The organism is Arenibacter arenosicollis (assembly GCF_014397245.1).
Lineage (GTDB): Bacteria > Bacteroidota > Bacteroidia > Flavobacteriales > Flavobacteriaceae > Arenibacter > Arenibacter arenosicollis.
On the sequence record NZ_JACLHY010000009.1, the window covers coordinates 31905 to 51178 of the forward strand.

13 protein-coding genes and 1 tRNA gene are annotated in these 19274 nt (G+C 37.6%); 5 read left to right on the plus strand and 9 right to left on the minus strand.

Annotated features, from left to right (window positions below; all coding sequences use genetic code 11):
• Window positions 1–39 precede the first annotated feature (39 nt).
• From H4O18_RS10610 to H4O18_RS10640, 7 genes are all read right to left on the minus strand, one after another.
• Window positions 40–1746: a sodium:solute symporter family protein gene (locus tag H4O18_RS10610; protein ID WP_187584322.1), complete on the minus strand. Its 1707-nt coding sequence runs from the start codon at window positions 1744–1746 to the stop codon at window positions 40–42.
• 124 nt (window positions 1747–1870) lie between these two features.
• A complete protein-coding gene (locus H4O18_RS10615; protein ID WP_187584324.1) occupies window positions 1871–4381 on the minus strand; it encodes a PIG-L family deacetylase in 2511 nt (836 codons plus the stop codon).
• Between the two features lie 77 nt (window positions 4382–4458).
• Window positions 4459–5007: a mechanosensitive ion channel domain-containing protein gene (locus H4O18_RS10620; RefSeq protein ID WP_187584326.1), complete on the minus strand. Its 549-nt coding sequence runs from the start codon at window positions 5005–5007 to the stop codon at window positions 4459–4461.
• A gap of 5 nt (window positions 5008–5012) precedes the next feature.
• On the minus strand, window positions 5013–5963 hold the full coding sequence (locus H4O18_RS10625; protein WP_187584328.1) for a septum formation inhibitor Maf: 951 nt from the start codon (window positions 5961–5963) through the stop codon (window positions 5013–5015).
• A 35-nt stretch (window positions 5964–5998) separates the two neighbouring features.
• On the minus strand, window positions 5999–6586 hold the full coding sequence (locus H4O18_RS10630; protein ID WP_187584330.1) for a Maf-like protein: 588 nt from the start codon (window positions 6584–6586) through the stop codon (window positions 5999–6001).
• Between the two features lie 4 nt (window positions 6587–6590).
• The gene (locus H4O18_RS10635; protein ID WP_187584332.1) at window positions 6591–7118 is read right to left on the minus strand and encodes a KdsC family phosphatase; all 528 of its coding nucleotides are present in this window, start codon (window positions 7116–7118) and stop codon (window positions 6591–6593) included.
• A complete protein-coding gene (locus H4O18_RS10640; RefSeq protein ID WP_187584334.1) occupies window positions 7102–7866 on the minus strand; it encodes a Rossmann-like and DUF2520 domain-containing protein in 765 nt (254 codons plus the stop codon). Before H4O18_RS10640 ends, H4O18_RS10635 begins: the two co-directional genes overlap by 17 nt.
• Before the next feature lie 515 nt (window positions 7867–8381).
• Between H4O18_RS10640 and H4O18_RS10645 the strand changes: the two genes are divergently transcribed.
• The 3 genes from H4O18_RS10645 (at window position 8382) to bshB1 (ending at window position 13739) form a co-directional block, all read left to right on the plus strand.
• On the plus strand, window positions 8382–11558 hold the full coding sequence (locus H4O18_RS10645; RefSeq protein WP_187584343.1) for a cytochrome c biogenesis protein CcsA: 3177 nt from the start codon (window positions 8382–8384) through the stop codon (window positions 11556–11558).
• A gap of 181 nt (window positions 11559–11739) precedes the next feature.
• Window positions 11740–12912, plus strand: a complete 1173-nt coding sequence (locus tag H4O18_RS10650) for a trans-sulfuration enzyme family protein (protein ID WP_187584345.1) — start codon at window positions 11740–11742, stop codon at window positions 12910–12912.
• A 104-nt stretch (window positions 12913–13016) separates the two neighbouring features.
• Window positions 13017–13739, plus strand: coding sequence for a bacillithiol biosynthesis deacetylase BshB1 (bshB1, locus tag H4O18_RS10655; protein WP_187584347.1), 723 nt, complete (start codon window positions 13017–13019; stop codon window positions 13737–13739).
• Here bshB1 and H4O18_RS10660 read toward each other — a convergent pair.
• Window positions 13736–15820 (minus strand): tetratricopeptide repeat-containing sensor histidine kinase, encoded by a 2085-nt coding sequence (locus H4O18_RS10660; protein WP_187584349.1) that lies wholly within the window; start codon window positions 15818–15820, stop codon window positions 13736–13738. The two genes, bshB1 and H4O18_RS10660, sit on opposite strands and share 4 nt — an antisense overlap.
• A gap of 237 nt (window positions 15821–16057) precedes the next feature.
• On the opposite strand from H4O18_RS10660, the gene H4O18_RS10665 reads away from it, so the two are divergent.
• Window positions 16058–16133 (plus strand) — tRNA-His (locus H4O18_RS10665).
• Window positions 16134–16357: 224 nt separating this feature from the next.
• The gene (locus H4O18_RS10670; protein ID WP_187584351.1) at window positions 16358–16954 is read left to right on the plus strand and encodes a hypothetical protein; all 597 of its coding nucleotides are present in this window, start codon (window positions 16358–16360) and stop codon (window positions 16952–16954) included.
• Window positions 16955–16973: 19 nt separating this feature from the next.
• Here the strand turns inward: H4O18_RS10670 and recG are convergent, their stop codons facing one another.
• On the minus strand, window positions 16974–19073 hold the full coding sequence (recG, locus tag H4O18_RS10675) for an ATP-dependent DNA helicase RecG (RefSeq protein ID WP_187584354.1): 2100 nt from the start codon (window positions 19071–19073) through the stop codon (window positions 16974–16976).
• Window positions 19074–19274: the final 201 nt, after the last annotated feature.

The window sequence follows — 19274 nt, forward strand, 5'->3', positions numbered from 1 at the left end:
AGCGGGATATTACGTGGCGAACTAATTTAATTGGTATTATTAAGCTTCTATAGGTGGATTCTTTAGAAGACGATCAAATCCTTCCAATATCGTTGCCAAAACTATAATTAGGCAACATCCGAAGGCATTTAACCATAAATATGACATCCAATCGTAGCTCCAACCAATAATTACAATGCATTGGGTAATTAAGGCGGCTACAAAAACAGCATTACCTTTTATAAATTTGAAAAAGAAGGCTATTAAAAAGATACCAAGAACGTTCCCATAGAATATGGAACCTATAATGTTTACCAATTGGATTAGATTATCAAAAAGGTTCGCCACACAGGCTATGGAAATAGCAATTACTCCCCACAACAAGGTAAACAACTTAGAAACTTTGACATAATGCGCCTGGGTAAATTCTCCTTTTTTGTTTCTTTTATATAGATCCAAGGAAGTAACGGTTCCTAGGGCATTTAATTCCGACGCGGTAGAGGACATTGCCGCCGATAGAATTACAGCCAATAAAAGTCCAATTAGCCCTTTTGGTAAAAAATTTAATATAAAATGGATAAACACATAATCTTTGTCATTGGTCTCCACACTGTCATTAGCCATAGAAATTAAAGCCTGTGCAGCCTTTCTGTTTTCTTTGTCCTTATTGTTAATACTTACAATGTTTTGCTTTGCATCTTCAATGGCATCGTACTCCTTGAGGTCTAGTGCACCTGAAAATTTGTTTTGGGCCATTCTTTTTTCGCCTTCCAATAACAAGTGTTCTTCTTCCAATATCTTGTAATCCTCTGCATACGAAGATTCCATTATGGCATTGGTAGCAGCCGGATTGAAGTTTAATGGCGCATGGTTGAACTGAAAAAATATAAATACCATTACACCTACCAATAAAATAAAGAATTGCATAGGTATTTTCAGTAACCCATTGAAAATTAGTCCTAATTGACTTTCCCTCACCGTTTTACCTGAAAGATATCTTTGTACCTGACTTTGGTCCGTTCCAAAATAGGCCAGAGCAAGAAATAGTCCTCCAGTAATTCCGCTCCAAAAGGTATAGCGGCTTGTGGTGTTGACACTAAAGTCCAAAATATTCAATTTATCGCTGGCGCCTGCAATTTTAAGGGCTTTGCTGAAAGTAATGTCTTCAGGCAAATAACCAAGAATAAAGAAGAATGCGATGAACATCCCTGTCATTATAATAAACATTTGTTGCTTATGGGTAACACTCACAGCTTTGGTTCCACCGGAAACGGTATAAATTATTACTAGAATACCTATTAAGATATTTAGGGTTCTTAAGTCCCACCCCAAAACGGCAGAGAGAATAATAGAAGGTGCGAAAATGGTAATCCCGGCGGCAAGTCCACGTTGGGTCAAAAATAATAAGGCTGCCAGAGTTCTGGTTTTTAAATCGAATCGGTTTTCTAAGAACTCATATGCCGTGTAAACATTAAGCCTGTGATAAATAGGTACAAATACTATACATATAATTATCATGGCCAAGGGTAGGCCAAAATAAAATTGCACAAAGCCCATTCCATCATGGAAAGCCTGACCAGGCGTAGATAAGAATGTAATGGCACTGGCCTGTGTGGCCATTACGGAGAGACCTATGGTCCACCATTTGGCATCGTGACCACCAAGGACATAATCTTTAACATCTTTACTGCCCTTAGTTTTCCACACACCGTAGCCAACAATAAATAAAAGGGTTCCGCTAAGTATGATCCAGTCTATTGTAGCCATATTAACGGTTTCCGGTCATTATTAAATAAAAAACAATAATGTAGATAATATTAAGAGCTAATACTACTGTATATTCCTTTTTCCAATCAAATTTTTCGAACATAAATATTCTTGTTATTTGTTGTTATTTCTGGCTTTCCTGTTTCAAGGATAGTAAATTGGCAAAAAGCCTATATGCACCCGTTACTCCGGCAGGTAACTCCCTAAAAAAACTTAATCCCGTATAAATATAGTTTCCCTTACCGTACGGTGCAACTAAAAGACTGCCATTTAATGCCGATTCTCCCTCATCGCTCATAGAAAGTATAGGCGTGAATTCTTTGGACCATTGATCTGGGAAATAAAGACCGCGTTCCTGAACCCACCCATTAAAATCGTTTTGGGTTATTTTATTGGGGTAATTGACAACAGCATGGCTATTGGCGAGGATTTTAACGTTGGAGGTTTCATCGGTCACCCTATCACGGGAAAGGGAGATTGGGTAGGGGGCAAGGTTGTCCATGTCCAACCCATTTCTTCCTGCAGTATTATACTGAATAATTAAATTACCGCCTTCCTTTACATAATCCAATAAATAGCGTTGCTTAAACTTCAATTCCTCCACTACGTTGTAAGCTCTTATACCAACCACAATAGCATCAAATTTATTCAAGGAACCGGCCTGTATGGAAATAGGATCAATTTTCACTACTTTATAACCTATTTGTTCCAAACTCTCTGGAATTTCATCTCCGGCACCTACTATATAACCAATATTTTCTCCGGTCTTGTTAATATTAAGTCTTACCACCTTGGTTTCTGATGGCAATAACACAGATTGTTTTGGAATATGGTCGTAGCTAATTTCGATCAGCTCTTTGGAGATTTCCTTACCGTTTATTTTAATAATTGGTGAAATGAAATTTTCATCTTCATATGACGGAGGAGTTACTAGAAAATGCAACGTTTGTTGATCTCCGTTTTTCTCTATTTCAAAGGACTTAATTTCTTGATCCACCTTCCAGCCTTTACCAAAACACAATTGCAACTCCCCTTTTACATTGTCCTTTAAGGCCTTTATAGTTACCGGAATTTCTTTGGGTTCGGAAGTTGCAAAAATGACGACTTTGTCTTTAAAATTGGCTGTCGCCTCAGGCAAAATCTCAAAAGGCTGATATATCTCTCCTTTTTCCGGTTTGGAATATTTGTATACTACAGACTTTTTAATTTTAATGGGAAATCCGTTGAATTCAATTTCAATGGTAACTTCAAAGGCATTGGGAGTCTCAGGTTTGCCAATTAAATTTTGGTCCGTTACTTTATACATACCCATCGTTCCTTTATTATTTAACCAATAAGGACTAGTGTAGCTTGTATTGGCCGGAACTTCCAGGTCAATTTTTATCAATTCCTTTTTATTTTCCTTTAGAATTATGTTCTTGACTAACTGATTATCATTCGTAAGGGAAACAGTTTTAAGGTTGATGTTGGCCGAGCTTCTGTTTAAAGCCTCAATATTTACGCTTATATGGCTTCCTGGGTAAGTATGTGATTCTGTTGTGGTAGCTTCCAAATAAAGACCACAAACGGATTGGATAATGTCTTCCAGCTCCTTTTTCTTGATGGTCTTCCAATGTTCGTCATTTATCTTCAATAAGGCCTTATATGCTTCAATAAGCTTGGATAAATGTTTTGAGGGTTGGGTAAAATCAAAATTCTGCTCTATCTCAAGTAAAATTTTACCAACGGCTTCACCTCCCTCAACTCTGGACCAAGTGGTATTTATTCCGTCGAAAATATTGGATTTGTCCTTGGGAAGGTCGCCTTTTAATAACTCTATATACTCATTTTCACTCCCACGAGTGGTCAGCCTACCAAAGCCTTGGCACAAGTGCTGACTGCTAGCTAGTGATGCAATTTCGTTATTGGAAACACCCCTCAAAGGATAATACACCCCAACATCCAGACCTATCATCTTGGATTTGTCCGCTTTTTGAAATTTATCCTCACTGCCATAAAACCACCAAGATGTATTAAAAAAAAGTCTTTTAGGTTGCCAAACATCAGTGGTCGTTAGTTGTTCCGGAAAAATATTAGGATTGTTGGCCAAATCGAAAGCCTCATAACTCAGCATGGCAGAGGAGGTGTGATGGCCATGGGTAGAACCTGGAGATCTATGGTCGAATCTATTAATAATGACGTCTGGTTTATAATTACGTATAATCCATATAACATCGCTCAATACAGCCTCCTTGTTCCAGATTTTAAGGGTTTCCTTAGGGTGCTTGGAGTACCCAAAATCATTTGCCCTTGAAAAAAATTGTTCACCGCCATCAATACGCCTAGCTGCCAATAATTCCTGTGTACGTAAAACACCCAGCAATTCACGTAATTCGGATCCTATTAAGTTTTGTCCGCCGTCTCCACGTGTTAATGATAAATAAGCAGTTTTAGCCTTTACCTCATTCGAAAGATATGATATGAGTCTGGTATTTTCATCATCAGGATGCGCGGCAATGTAAAGGGCAGTACCTAAGAAATTTAATTTTTGAATGTCATGATAAATATCCGAAGAAGTATTTTTTCTAGGTGCTTGTGCGAAAATAGGATTACAAGAAAGCAGTATTCCTAAAAAGAATACCCAATGAAGGCGCATATAGTTTTGTTTTAGTTGGTCCTCAAATATAGAAATATATAATCCGAGATGATAATATTTACAACTTCTTTAACAACTTATAGGGCATCACTATTTTCCAACGAATCTTCGTAGGTTTCCGCTAGGACAATTGCCTTCTGAAGCATCATGTTGTTAGGGTAGGTCAATAATTCGCCATTGGCCTTTCTGAGATGGACATGAAATGCCCTGATATCCTCTATATAATAAACCTCTTCAGGCAATTCAATCTCTTTGTCCATTATTTTTATTTTATCCCCAATCCTAAAAGGAAAAGAAAAAAACAGGATAACCCCTGCTGTAATATTGCTCAATATAGACCACTGTGCGAAAAGGGCGACACCGATTACCGCAAAGGCCGAGGAAAAAACTAGACCAATATCCTTCATCTCTACTCCCCAAATCAAGATTAAGGCAACTATTCCAAAGGAAGTTAGGCCTACTGTGGAATACTTTATTATCAAACGCGTACGGACCTTGTTTATATCACTAATTTTTCCAACTTTCCTTATAGCTTTTGCACCTAGATACTTTAATATCAGAAAGACCAACAAACATATGCCCGTGCCCACCAGTTCATCTTGGTAATCTAAAAAAAATGTTTCCATAAATATTATAATCCTAAACTGTCGCGCAAAAATACATCACTATTTCTGTTTTCCTGCCAATAAGCCCTTTTTAATGTTTTTATTTTAGTTGCCGTGGTAGTAAGTGTTTGGGAATCGGGACCAAATCCACTTTTGTAAGTTTCGGACCAATTTTCTATAGTATAGGGGAAGGATTTTTCAAATGTTATGGCCAATATCCTGTCCAATTCCGGATAGGTAATTTTATAGGTATGGAGATTGCCTTCGGTACTTAATTCCGCATTGGCAGTATAGGACTTTAATTCTTTGTGCGCAAGGCGTAAATATTCCAATGAAGGTATAATTGTTATGTTGCCTTGAGGTAGATTGTTGGGATTTATCCTTATTTTATTCCAAATTTCGTTCTCTAAATCGGTTTTATCCACGGTTAAGGTTTGGTCTCCCTCGCTCTCAAAATAAGAAAAGGAGTTTACCTCAAATTTGTCCCTATTGTTCAGCTGGGTAAATACCTGGCCACACCATTCCTGTACCGAAGAGGTGAGTTTAATGGCATGTTGGTTATCCGATACCGGATAAAAACTACTATTCATAATAGAGTAGGGGTAGATACCGGTTAAGAATTTTTTGGTGCTATTCAACTTAAGGACAGATACATTATCAGGATGTGATTTATCGGCCTTTACTTGCTTGCCCGCCAAAAATGGTTCTGTTACGTATATTAAAACGGCATTCCCGTCCCTAAGTTCACCATAGCGGGCCTGTTCCAATTTAAAGGAAGTGATTTCCGCTTTTCCGGCATACCAGTAACTTTTAAATTCTTCCGATAACTGATTTTTTATCGGTTTGGCATTGGACATTTTTACGTCGTTGGCTATAAGCGAAATGTTTTCGTTATTTTTTGAATTTTCCTTGCAAGCACTAAAAATTAATAAAAGAAACAGGACAGATAAAAAATGGAATTTTAAAGGACGTTGCATAATACTTAAATTTTTATAAAATTATTCAAAATAACCTAGCCGACCATGGCCATTAACGTTTTGTAAACCAATTGAGTGGGCAAACCTACCACATTGGTATAGGAGCCCTGAATTTCTTCAATTCCTATAAGCCCTATCCAATCTTGAATGCCATAACCGCCAGCCTTATCAAAAGGATTATTGTTCTTTATATAGTACCAAATTTCTTCCTCGGTCAATTCCCCAAACTTTACAAGGGTGCAATGGTTTACGGTTCTTTGCTGGTCATTAGTGGTAAAGCAAACCGAGGTAATTACTTTATGCCAATCATTGGAAAGTGTTTTTAACATGCTAAAGGCTTCATCTTCGTCTGCTGGTTTTGCCAAGGATTTATTGTTATGCCATACCACGGTATCCGAAGTTATGAGTATATCCTTGTTTCCCAACTTATTTTTATACCCGCTAGCCTTCAATTCTGCCAGATAATCTGAAATTGCGGCTCCCTCTAAATGGTTGGGATAAGTTTCCTCAATATCAATTATATGTACTCTAAAATCTATTCCCATTTCCCTCAAGAACTCTTGTCTTCGAGGAGAAGCCGAGGCTAATATTACCTGGTATTCTTTTAGTCTGGTTTGAGGCATAGCGTTAATCGTTTACGGCGCTGAAATTTTCGGCCCAATGCCCCCTAACTTTCAGTACCTGTTCAATAACATCCCTAACACAACCATCACCACCGTGTTTATGGGAGATGTATTTGGCCATTGCCTTTACCTCCGGAACGGCATTTTGCGGACAACAGGGTATGCCAGCCAGTCTCATTGGGGGAATATCAGGGATGTCATCACCCATGTACAGTACATGCTGTGGATTTATATTGTAGATATCCAAATATTCATCAAAAGGGTCTATTTTATGGTGGGCGCCCATATGGATATCGGTAACTCCCAACCCTCTTAAACGCAATCTAACCCCTTCATTGGTTCCGCCCGAAATAATACATACATTATAGCCCTGTTGTATGGCCACCTTGACGGCGTAACCATCCTGTACGTTCATAGTTCTCAGCATTTCCCCATCAGTCGTAATAATTATTTTGCCATCTGTGAATACACCGTCTACGTCAAATACAAAGGTGGTAATGTCTTGTAACAGTTCCTTATAACTTCTGTCCATATTTTTCTTTTATAGATTTGCTTAACAAGCTGTAAATATCCTGATAATTTTTATTTTTAAGCTGATTTAAATGGGATTCCATGGTCTTTACATCATTTCTTTTGGCCGGTCCGGTTTGAGCTTCAATCGGTGGCAAATAGTCCAGTTTTTCTACAGTTTCTTTTATCAAAGGGGCTAAAATGCTAAACGGTAAATCATTGTCAGCACATATTTCACCGGCAATGGCAAATAGATGATTGGTGAAATTATTGGCAAAAACAGCCGCTAAATGAATGGATTTTCTTTGATTTGATGATATTTCATGAACTTGAAAAGAGACCAGTTGAGCCAACTCTTGCAATGATTTTAAGTCCACTTTATTTTCGGCTTCAATACAGATGGGAACCTTTTTAAAATCTATTGGTTTTCCCTCACTAAAACTTTGAAGTGGATAGAATACCCCTCTTCTTGATTTATGGCCAAGAGCAGCAATAGGTACGTTTCCAGAAGTATGTGCCACTACACCCTTTTTACCGGTCAGAAATTGTGCTACTTCGGCTACCGCGTCATCACTTACCGCTATGAGTAATATATCGGCATCTACAATTTTTGAAAAATCCGTACTCGTGGCGACCTTATCTTTAAAATAGGAAAGTTTATGCTTATTCCGACCAAGGACCTGTAGCACATTTATTTCATTAATATCCCGAAAGACATCGAATAAATGCTTGGCAACATTGCCAGTTCCCAATATTACAATTGATATCATAGTCAAAAGTAAATATTATATCAAAATTTTAGGGATTTGGACCATAAGTTTTTTGAAGGATATACTTTTTAAAAATCCAATTGAGGTTCTCAAAGGCAATTAATTTGCTGAGATCATCAAAATTTTTAGGTTTAGTTCAAATTCATTGGGTTAAGGCTTTACATTCCAAATTAGGTTTATAATGTTTACCTTTTATAATGTTTACCTATAGTTCCTTTTGATAATGAAATCAGTGGATATAATTTGTAACACAATTACCAACAATACATCATATATTAAATTGAAGGTGTTTTTGACTACTTTGATCAATATATTTTATCCAAATAATAGGTAAAAGTGTAATGTTGTTTCCTATTTGCCCAATGTTAAAATGCCCTAGGGAAAACAAGCTTTAAAGTAAAACTGAATTTTCTTCAATTTTTATAAATGCAAATACTCAATTAACAAAAGATTTAATATTTAAACCCTTATAAAAATGTATTTTTGCATGTTTAAATCAAACCTTTCTTGCCAAAATGATTGAATTTCTTAAAAAGATATTTTTTTCCACACGTTTAACCGCCGTCTTATTTATTGTTTTTGCCACTGCCATGGCCTTCGGTACTTTTATTGAAAGCTGGTATAGCACCGAAACCGCAAGAATCTGGATATATAATGCCACCTGGTTCGAGGCAATTATGGTATTTTTTGTCATCAACTTTGTTGGTAATATTTCACGATATAACTTATTAAGAAAGGAAAAATGGGCGGTTTTAATGCTACATCTCTCATGGATTTTGATCATCCTAGGTGCCTTTGTCACAAGATATATAAGTTTTGAAGGCATGATGCCTATTCGTGAAGGCAGCACGGAAAACGTTTTTTATTCGGACAAAACTTACCTGACCGTTTTTGTGGACGGGGAAATAAACAACGAGCCCAAACGCAAAATTTTGGAAGATGATATTTTGGTAACCTCGGAAGCCATAAAATCCAATTTACCATGGAATTCCGATTTTAACGGACAGCCCTTTAGCATATCCTATGTGGGATTTATAGAAGGAGCCAAAGAGGGATTGATCGAAGATGGGAGCGGAAAGGAATATCTTAAAATTGTTGAAGCTGGGGATGGGCAGCGCCATGACCATTATTTGGAAAGTGGGGAAGTAACCAGTATTCATAATGTGCTATTTTCCTTGAATAAGATGACGGAGGGGGCAATAAATATTATTGAATCGGATGGTGATTATCATATAAAATCCCCTTTCGAAGGACAATACATGAGAATGGCCGATCAGTTTCAAGGCACTTTGGTTAAGGATAGCCTTCAACCATTTCAATTAAGATCTTTATATACCACTGCTGGGATGCAATTCGTAGTTCCGGAACCAATTATCAAAGGTTCCTATGGTGTAATTGAAATTCCGGAAAACGAAAAAACCCAAAATGATCAAGATGCTTTAATAGTGGATATTACGGCTAACGGGGAAACAGTACGTAAAAAATTATTGGGAGCTAAGGGCATATCCAATTTTTCAGGAGAGTTTAATGTGGGAGGGCTAGACTTCAATCTATCCTACGGCTCCAAGGTGTATACATTACCTTTTGGTATTAAACTAAATGATTTTATAGCAGAAAAGCATCCAGGAACGGAAAATAGCTACGCTTCCTTTATGAGTAAGGTTACCATAGAGGACGACCGGCCTTTTGATTATGACATATACATGAACCATATTTTGGACCACAAGGGGTATCGTTTTTTTCAGGCTAGTTTTCATCCGGATGAAAAAGGTACCGTATTGTCCGTAAACCATGATTTTTGGGGTACATGGATAACTTATATTGGCTATTTCTTATTATATGCCGGGCTTATGGGCATTATGTTTTTTGGCAAGACTAGATTTAAGGATTTGGGTGCTACTCTAGAAAAGCTAAAGAACAAAAGAACTAAGTTGGCTATGCTATTTGTTCTAGGTGCTAGTTTAAATATGATGGCACAGGAAAATGTGGAGGCAGATAGTCATGCACACGATAATACCCCCACTGCCAAACAGGTAGATTCTTTATTGCACGCTATCACCCCTTCCAAGGAGCATGCTGCAAAGTTTGGCAAGTTGGTGATTCAGGATGCCGGAGGGCGTATGAAACCCATAAATACATTTTCCTCCGAACTGTTAAGAAAACTTAGTCTAAAGGAGAAGTATACGGATTTTAATTCTGACCAAGTATTTCTATCTATGATGTTGAATCCAACGGCCTGGTATTATGCTGAATTCATAGCCTTGGACAAGAAAGGGCAAAATGACAGTATTCGTAAGATCATAGGCCTGGAACATGGTAGAAAATTTGCAAAGGCTACAGATTTCTTTGATGAAAAAGGTCAGTACAAATTAGCCGAGTATCTTCAAGAGGCTTATGCTACCAACACCCCAAATCAATTTCAAAAGGATTTTAAAAGTCTGGACGAACGTTTGGTACTATTGAATAGGGCATTGGCAGGTGAAATAGTTAAAATTTTCCCATTGCTTAATGATGACAATAACAAATGGATCTCTGCAGTGGAATATAGGGGAGGGCAATTCCAGGTTTCCGATTCCCTATATGCCAATTTCATAAAAAATGCAGTTCCCTTCTACTTAATGAGCTTGGAGAAAGCAGTAAAAACGGGCGACTATTCAGAAGCCGATAAATTGTTGGCCGCGTTTAAAAAGAATCAAGAAAATCACGGTAGTGAAGTGTTGCCTTCGGAAAACAAAATTAAAGCGGAAGTTTTCTACAATAAGGCAGATATATACAATAAACTTTACAAGTATTACGCCCTAGTAGGTTTATTGATGTTTGTTCTCCTTGTATTTCAGATTATTAAGGACAGGAAAGCGCTTAGATTTAGTATAGCTGGCATAAAGACCTTAATTTATGTGTTTTTTATTCTACATACCCTTGGATTGGTAATGCGATGGTACATTTCGGGACATGCGCCATGGAGCGATGCCTATGAAAGTATCCTGTACGTTTCCTGGGCCACTCTTGGCATGGGACTCCTTTTCAGTAAGAAGAGCGATATGACCGTGGCGGCAGCTACTTTTGTGACCGCTATGTTGTTATGGATTGCCCATCAGAGTTGGGTAGACCCTTCTATCGCCAATCTTGTGCCGGTGCTGGATAGTTATTGGTTGATGATACATGTGGCGGTAATCGTTGGTAGTTATGGTCCCCTTACTGTGGGGATGATCTTGGGAGTGGTGAGTCTACTCCTGATAATTATGACCACCGAAAAGAATAAGAAAAGAATGGAACATAACATTAAGGAGCTCACCATAATTAATGAGTTATCCTTAACTGTAGGTTTGGTAATGCTGACCATTGGTAACTTCTTGGGCGGGCAATGGGCCAATGAGAGTTGGGGCCGTTATTGGGGATGGGATCCAAAGGAAACTTGGGCCTTGATTTCCATAATGATCTATGCTTTTGTGATCCATACAAGATTGATTCCTGGTTTACGCGGTAAATGGTTGTTCAATTTGTTGAGTGTCGTTGCTTTCGGTAGTATAATGATGACCTATTTTGGAGTTAATTTCTATCTGGTTGGTCTGCATAGTTATGCCAGTGGGGCTCAGGTTATAACCCCGACCTTTATTTATTATACGGTATTGGGTGTAATGGTTTTGGGAGCTGTAAGTTATTGGCGAAACAAAAAATATTATACCAAGTAAACTAAATGATTTCCACTTAAATTTTTCAATTTTAGGAATAAAGCCAAAACCAAATAGTAGAAAATGAAAGAGGTTGACCTATATAGTGACGGATATTATAGTGCCTGATCGAGGCAATTCATGTATAACCTATTTTTGTAACTTTATGCACCATTATTCATTATCAATATAAATCGATAGAATGAAAGAGCAAAAAAAGGGACTTAATACCATCTGCACGCATGTTGGTCAGTTAGAGGACAAGGAATTTAAAGGGGCCATTTCCCCATTGTATATGGGTACGGCATATGCTTTTGAAGATATAGACGTTAAACGTTATCCAAGATATTTCAACACACCCAATCAAGTGGCCTTGGCTAAAAAGATAGCTGCTTTGGAACATGCAGAGGCGGCTTTGATTTTTGGTAGTGGTATGGCCGCTATAAGCACCTCGTTAATGGCATTTCTAAAGGCTGGGGATCATATAGTGCTGCAAAAGATTATTTATGGTGGCACATATAATCTCGTGGTAGAGGAATTTGAAAAATTTGGGATATCGTACTCTTTTACCGATGGTTTTAAGGCTGAGGACTTTGAGGCAAAAATTCAGGAAAACACTAAGGTAATTTATATCGAGACCCCATCCAACCCATTATTGAATATTACAGATTTGAAGGCAGTGGCCGACCTTTCAAAAAAACATGGTATTGTTTCCATGATCGATAATACTTTTGCCAGCCCTGTGAATCAAAATCCTATAGATTTTGGTATAGATATAGTAATCCATAGTGCTACAAAATATATGGGTGGACATTCAGATATATGTGCGGGAGCTGTTGCTTCAACGGAAGAGTATATGCAACGCATCTTTCACTTAGCTAAAAATCTAGGTGGTAGTCTGAGCGATTACACGGTTTGGTTACTGGAAAGAAGTATAAAAACTATGGGGATAAGGGTCAAGGCCCAAAACGGGAATGCACAACGTATGGCAGATTACCTATACAATCATAAAGACATTGCGGCGGTATACTATCCAGGCTTGCCCTCACATCCTGACCACGACATTGCCAAGAAGCAGATGAAGGGCTTTGGAGGCATGCTGTCATTTGAGTTAAATACTGATTTCAATTCCTCTAAATTTCAAAAGTCCTTAAAATTAATAAAACCAGCCATGAGTTTGGCCGGGGTAGAAAGTACTGTGCTTTCCCCAACCTTAACTTCACATTCCCTTTTGAGCGCTGAAGAGCGAAAACGACAAGGAATTGCCGATGGTTTAATACGTTTTTCCGTTGGCATTGAAGAAGCAGAGGATTTAATTGCAGATATTGAGCAGGCTTTGGAAATGGTAAGGAAGGAAAAAGAATTGGCCGTTTAGATTCACAATCAGCTTTATATTCAGAGGTAACATACATTTGATAAAAGAGAAGCTTTCTGGGAGATAATTTGAAAGCTTTCAAGAACAAAGTAGACATACATTAAATGAAATTAGACATATTAGTATTTGGTGCGCATCCTGACGATGCTGAATTGGGGGCAGGGGCAACTATAGCCAAGGAAGTAGCCAACGGCAAAAAAGTGGGTATAGTAGATTTGACCCGGGGTGAATTGGGCACACGCGGTTCTGCCGAAATTAGGGATAAGGAAGCCGCAATGGCTGCTGATATTTTAGGAGTATTGGTCCGTGAAAATTTGGAATTTGCTGACGGATTTTTCACCAACGACAAAAAGCATCAGTTGGAAATAATAAAAATAATTAGGAAGTATAGGCCCGAAACGGTATTGTGCAATGCCATTGATGACAGGCATATTGATCATGCCAAAGGTAGCAAACTGGTAAGTGATGCATGTTTTTTGAGCGGACTAATTAAAATAGATACTAAGATTGATGGAGAGGAACTATGGCAAGAAGCTTGGAGACCAAAACTCGTACATCATTATATACAATGGAAAAATCTTGAACCTGATTTTGTGGTAGATGTGTCGGAATTTATTGATACAAAGGTTAAGGCCATTATGGCCTATAGTTCTCAATTCTACGACCCGAAAAGCAAGGAGCCGGAAACACCTATCAGCAGCAAGAACTTTATAGATAGTGTTGTTTATAGATCACGGGACCTGGGAAGGATGGTAGGGATAGCTTATGCGGAAGGTTTTACTACAGAGCGATTTGTAGCCATTAAAGACCTTGACAGTCTAATTTAGGCCGATTTTTGAAAGTGTTTTTTGCCCTTGGGAACGGTAAAATAAAACGTTGAGCCTACATTAAGTTCACTCTTTATCCAAAGGTTACCCCCGTTTTTGATTACCATTTCACTGCAAAGGGATAAGCCTAGACCTGTTCCTTTTTCATTATTGGTACCGTAAGTGGTAATATTGCTGTTTTTTGAAAGTATTTGATCCTGAACAGTTTCGTCTATGCCAATACCTGTATCCTTGACAAAAACCTCTAAAAATTCATGCCTGTCTACATAACCAATTGTAATGTGTCCGTTGTTAGGCGTAAATTTTAGGGCATTGCTTAAAAGATTTCTAATAACTATATCAATTTGATTTTCATCGGACCAAATTATGGCCTTATTGACTATTAAATTGTCCATTGTAATCATTTTGGTAAACGCCAATTCACTGAGCAGATTAATATTGTTCTCAACAAGGGAGTTTAGGTCTACATTGGTAGGGTCTGTAGTAGCTTCCCGCATCTGCGATTGTCCCCAGGTAAGAAGATTGTTCAAGGTAAAGGAAATACTGTTTACATCGTTCTTTAATTTGGGAATAAACTCCTTGAATTCATATTCTTTTATATCACCACTGTTAAGTAATTTCAATAAGCCCTCTAGAGCTCCAATAGGACCACGAAGATCATGTGCAATTATGGAAAAAAGTTTGTTTTTGGTATTATTGGTTTCCCATAACTCGGACTCTCTTTGTTCTAGATCCAGTTTTTGTATTTCGAGTTCCTTGTTCAGTTTTTTTAAGATTTTTTGTCCCCTAATAACTAAAAAGGCTATTGCGCTCATAATTATAACAAATAGAATTGCAATATAAATGTAAAGGCGCTGTTTGGCCAAAGCTTTTTCATTTTTAATCATCAATGCTTCCTGCTGATTCTTATGGCTGATTTCTGTTTTCAACATCGTCATACTCATCTTGTTCTCATCCCTAGATAAGGTATCGGATATATGTCTAAAAATTTCATGATATTTTAGGGCCGCCGCGTAATTCTCCTGGTTCTTATATACTTTATAAAGTGTGTTGGAACATTTTTTAATACCCTCCATCGATTTTATAGTGGAGGAGATTTCAAAGGCCATTAATGCATACTTGTGTGAAATACTGTCCTTTTCCAGTCCAAAATGGGCTTCTGCCATACCATTGTACAGGTCAATTATTCCACGGTCGTCCTGAAGATTTTCATGTAGTAAACTACTTTTATCATACCAGTACAAAGCCCTCGTAAATTGCTTCTGTTTTAAATACACTTTACCCTTTACTTCATAGGCGAAAGCTAGCCAATCCCAAGCTTCATTTTTTTCGAAAATATTAATACTTCGATTAAGCTTAAACAAGGCATTTTGATAGTCTCCTGTTTCGGCATAAATGGAAGCTACATTGCTCATGGTGTGGGCAGAGTTTATATCATTTCCAATTAGATTATTTATTTTTTCTACCTTATTGTAAAAATAAAGAGCTTGTTCATAATCCTTTTGAGTAGCATACAAATCGGCTACATTTTCATAAAGAATCGACTCCATTTTTCTATTGTCATGGGCTTGTGCAAGTTTTATATTCTCCAAATAGCCCAACAAAGCGGTTGAATAATTACCACTATAGACGTTTTCATTGGCCAATTCATTGCCAATTCTTAAGGTTAAATTATAATTATTATCCTTTTTGGCATTAACCAAGGCCATTTCATAATTATCTATTGCAATGGTGTGTTCACCAATATCCGAATAGTAGGTTCCCAAGTTGAATAAGGCCCCACTTACTCCTTTAAAGTATTCTATATTACTACTTAATTTTTGCGCTTCGCTGGAAAGCAATAAGAGACTATCAGGATTTAAGAATCTTAGCTTCGCACCAAGATCGATGAGTAGTCCAATGTAAATGGTATCTTTATTAACCTGTTTCTTCTGACTACGTAAAGTTGTTATTTTTTGTCTCAATTCCCTAGTGGAGGTTTCCTGGGCAGAGTTGACTCCACAAAGGAAAAGGAGAATCCAGAACACGGTTAATTTTACTTTAATCTCCCGTGAACTTATATTTAATGCTTTAAAAGACATTTATCCTAGTTTAACTGGTGCTAAAAATATCTTTCAAATAAAAAATAAGCTAATAAATGTTGTGAAAACCCCAATTTTTGTGTGTTTTATCCCATATAACGTGTATTTTATCGATAAAAGTGGGGTGGTTTATAGGTATAATTCTAAAGTTGAGCATTTTACATTTTGTTATAAAATAAGCTGAAATTTATTTTGTACGATAGAACTAAAGATTTATCTTTGCCACCGTTTACAAATGGTGGTTGTAGCTCAGCTGGTTAGAGCATCGGTTTGTGGTACCGAGGGTCGCCGGTTCGAACCCGGTCTTCCACCCAAAAACAATACCCTGTCAGAAATGACAGGGTTTTTTTGTGCTTTTAATCCAATGTAGTGTGGTATTAAGTGGTTTAGTGGAATATCTAGTTTTTTGGAATCAATATCAAAAGTTGGACCTTAAATATATCGGTTTCCAAAACACTCGGATTTATTATATTTACGAAATATAGATTTATAATTAATTGTTGTAAATGATTGGTTATAGGTAATTGGAAATTTTTTATGTCATATAGATTAGTGTTACTTTTTTTAGTTCTGACCACTTGGTTATACTCACAGGAGAACAGGATCGATTGGGCGCCTGGTCACACATTTAATATTGAAGATTTTCAGGGATCAAAAACGGCAATTAGTGAGGATATTGATAAAGTGTTTGTTCAATCTGGTGTTATGCTGGATTTTGCCTTTCAAATGTCCAATATAGAATTCATGTTCACGAAGAACTTCAACTCCAAAGTGAGTTGTACCTTTCAAAAGGATGCAGCAGTAATAATGGCAGCAGACAGTTTGGAGGCGGAAAGATTGATAGCTCTTGTTGAATTTGACTTTGATCTCTCAGAGCTTTACGCTAGAGAAATTAGAAAGGAATTATTTGAAAACAAAAAAACCTTTTCCGATGCAACATTTTTCCAGCCTTATTTTGACAAAATGGTTGCTGAACGAAATAAAATTAGTTCTAGGGTCTATTTAGAAACGGATTTTGGAAATAAAGCTACAGAATTAAATAATGAACATGAAGTTGTAAAAAGTGAACTTCTGGCACTTTCTGATTTCTGCAAGGAGTGCAAGCCTCCGAAAAACCGTAATAAATCCAATTAACCAAGCACGACAGCAGCTCTTAACTTATATAATTCCAAATATTTTTATATTTCACCAATTGTGTATAGGCATGAAGTATTATAGGGTGCTTTTGTAAACTAATATCTTCCTTTAAAATTTTAAGGGCATGGTATCTTGCCGTTTTTAGAATATCATTATCCTTAATAATATCCGCAATCTTTAGGTTTAGAACGCCACTTTGTTGGGTTCCCATTAAATCCCCGGGTCCCCTAAGCTTTAAATCCACCTCGGCAATTTGAAATCCATCATTGGTACCCACCATGGTTTCCAATCTAGTTTTAGAATCGGAAGAGAGTTTGTGTCCGGTCATTAAAATGCAAAAACTCTGATCGGCTCCACGACCAACGCGGCCCCTTAATTGGTGGAGCTGCGATAACCCAAATCGCTCTGCGCTTTCAATGATCATAACGGAGGCGTTGGGAACATTAACACCTACCTCTATTACCGTTGTGGCTACCATAATATGGGTTTCTCCCTTAACAAATCGCTCCATTTCATAGTCTTTGTCAGCAGGTTTCATTTTACCATGTACAATGGAAATTTGAAAATCGGGCATGGGGAAATCCCTTGCTATGCTCTCGTAACCGTCCATTAGGTCCTTATAGTCCAAAGCTTCCGATTCTTGGATTAAAGGATAGACCACATAGACTTGCCTTCCCTTTTTTATCTCATCCCTTATAAACTGAAATACTTTTAAGCGGTTGGAATCGAATCGATGGACTGTTTTAATGGGTTTTCTGCCTGGGGGCAGTTCATCAATGGTGGAAATATCCAAATCTCCGTATAGACTCATGGCCAAAGTCCTTGGAATAGGGGTGGCGGTCATAACCAAAATATGGGGAGGAATATCGTTCTTATGCCATAGCTTGGCGCGTTGGGCTACACCAAATCTATGCTGCTCATCCACAATGGCCAAGCCTAAATTCTTATACGCCACCTTATCTTCCAACAGGGCATGGGTGCCAATTAAAATGTTGAGCTCTCCATTTTCCAATTGCTCATGGATTATTTTGCGGGCCGATTTTTTTACAGACCCTGTAAGTAGAGCTATGTTAACGCCGATACTTCCAAGTAGGTCCTTTATACCCATAAAATGTTGGTTGGCCAGTATTTCCGTTGGGGCCATTAGACAGGCCTGGTAACCATTGTCTATAGCCAACAGCATTGTCATTAGTGCCACAATAGTTTTGCCAGACCCCACATCTCCCTGTAGTAATCTGTTCATTTGTGCATTACTCCCTAAATCGGCCCTGATCTCTTTTATTACCCTTTTCTGGGCATTGGTAAGTTCAAAGGGCAGGTGGTGTTCATAAAATGTTTTGAAAAGGGTTCCAACTTGATCAAAATTATACCCTTTTATTTTTTGCTTATGTAACAAATTCTTGGATATGAGCTGCAATTGTATGTAAAACAATTCCTCAAACTTAAGTCGAAACTGTGCCTTGGCCAATAGCTCTTGATTTCTTGGAAAATGAATATTAAAAAGTGCTTCACTTTTAGAGACGAGCTTTAATTCACTTATCAGGCTAGGGGATAAGGATTCAGCAAACCTGCCCTTGGTCTCCATGAATAATTGCTGAATAAGTTTGTTGGTTACTCTATTGGTAATACCCTTGTTGGCCAGTTTTTCAGTTGAAGGGTAAACAGGTTGCATACTTATTTTTAGTCCTTTTTCATGTTCTACCAGTAGTTCCATTTCTGGATGGGGCATGGAATAGGTACCACTGAACCAATTAACCTTTCCGAAAATGACATAGGGAGTATTTAATTTCAGATTTTCCCTGATCCATTTTTGGCCACGAAACCAAACAAGTTCCATTTCGCCAGTATCATCCATGAATTTGGCTACCAACCGCTTTCCTCTTTTTTGTTCAACCGTTTTAATGTTTACAATCTTGCCGATGATCTGTACATCGGAACTGGTTCTTTGCAGCTGGTTAATTTTATAATACTGTGTTTTATCTATATAGCGATTGGGGAATAGATTTATTAAGTCCTGGTAAGTTTGTATACCTAGCTCCGACTGTAAGGTTTCTGCACGGTTGGGACCAACGCCTTTTAGGTATGCAATAGGCGTCTGTAGTACATTGGAATTCATCGGGATACACTTAATTATTATTAGTAATCCTATAGTTAACTCCTGTCGGTTAACCTTTGACGACTAAAATTTGATGATGTTTTTTTTTCAATAGACTAAAATAGGGGTTCCTTAATACAACTGCAATAATCTAAAATGCTAAATTTGAAAAAGAGATTTCATAACTTCAAAACAAGGCTCCAATCTGAATTAGAATAATTG

Bases quoted from the DNA above. Each gene is read 5' to 3' on its own strand.
- H4O18_RS10640 (WP_187584334.1), bottom strand. From the start codon at position 7,866: ATGATATCAATTGTAATATTGGGAACTGGCAATGTTGCCAAGCATTTA.
- H4O18_RS10630 (WP_187584330.1), bottom strand. From the start codon at position 6,586: ATGCCTCAAACCAGACTAAAAGAATACCAGGTAATATTAGCCTCGGCT.
- H4O18_RS10610 (WP_187584322.1), bottom strand. From the start codon at position 1,746: ATGGCTACAATAGACTGGATCATACTTAGCGGAACCCTTTTATTTATT.
- H4O18_RS10635 (WP_187584332.1), bottom strand. From the start codon at position 7,118: ATGGACAGAAGTTATAAGGAACTGTTACAAGACATTACCACCTTTGTA.
- H4O18_RS10620 (WP_187584326.1), bottom strand. From the start codon at position 5,007: ATGGAAACATTTTTTTTAGATTACCAAGATGAACTGGTGGGCACGGGC.
- bshB1 (WP_187584347.1), top strand. From the start codon at position 13,017: ATGAAATTAGACATATTAGTATTTGGTGCGCATCCTGACGATGCTGAA.
- H4O18_RS10625 (WP_187584328.1), bottom strand. From the start codon at position 5,963: ATGCAACGTCCTTTAAAATTCCATTTTTTATCTGTCCTGTTTCTTTTA.
- H4O18_RS10645 (WP_187584343.1), top strand. From the start codon at position 8,382: ATGATTGAATTTCTTAAAAAGATATTTTTTTCCACACGTTTAACCGCC.
- H4O18_RS10660 (WP_187584349.1), bottom strand. From the start codon at position 15,820: ATGTCTTTTAAAGCATTAAATATAAGTTCACGGGAGATTAAAGTAAAA.
- H4O18_RS10650 (WP_187584345.1), top strand. From the start codon at position 11,740: ATGAAAGAGCAAAAAAAGGGACTTAATACCATCTGCACGCATGTTGGT.
- recG (WP_187584354.1), bottom strand. From the start codon at position 19,073: ATGAATTCCAATGTACTACAGACGCCTATTGCATACCTAAAAGGCGTT.
- H4O18_RS10670 (WP_187584351.1), top strand. From the start codon at position 16,358: ATGTCATATAGATTAGTGTTACTTTTTTTAGTTCTGACCACTTGGTTA.
- H4O18_RS10615 (WP_187584324.1), bottom strand. From the start codon at position 4,381: ATGCGCCTTCATTGGGTATTCTTTTTAGGAATACTGCTTTCTTGTAAT.